1 protein-coding gene is annotated in these 387 nt (G+C 69.3%); it reads left to right on the top strand.

Annotation, left to right across the window (positions count from 1 at the left end; all coding sequences use genetic code 11):
- Window positions 1-308 (top strand): hypothetical protein (locus IMZ11_RS44700; protein WP_228649885.1); only part of this gene is annotated, 308 nt, incomplete at its 5' end.
- Window positions 309-387: the final 79 nt, after the last annotated feature.

Here is a 387-nt window from a genome sequence, read left to right as displayed (position 1 = left end):
CCATGGTGGTGCGCGGCCTGGTCGACAAGCCGGCCCGGATCGACACCCCGCTGGGCACCGTGGCTGATTTCGGTAATTACCTGACCCCGAAACTGTCTCGCCGCGTCCTGCATCAGCTGTATCTGGGCTATCCGGACTCGGCGGCTGCGCGCGGCGAGGTAGGCGAGGCCCCTCAGACCGCGGCAGCCGAACCGACGCAACGACGGCCGAAGCGCCCAGTCCGCAGCACGCGAAGCCTGCGGGTCCCGCGCACGGTGGCCCGTCCGGTCAAGCGGGCGGTGCGCTTGGTGCCCGGTGTGCACTGGTAAGTCACGGCGTACCAAGCACCTGCCGGTCGTGTCGCCATCGCAGGAGTGGTGGTGTTCAGCGCGATGATCGTGGTGGGCC

It is taken from the genome of Microtetraspora sp. AC03309 (assembly GCF_020826795.1).
Lineage (GTDB): Bacteria > Actinomycetota > Actinomycetes > Streptosporangiales > Streptosporangiaceae > Microtetraspora > Microtetraspora glauca.
The sequence above is the reverse complement of the archived record's forward strand: the minus strand, read 5'-3'. Positions and strand labels throughout refer to the sequence as shown.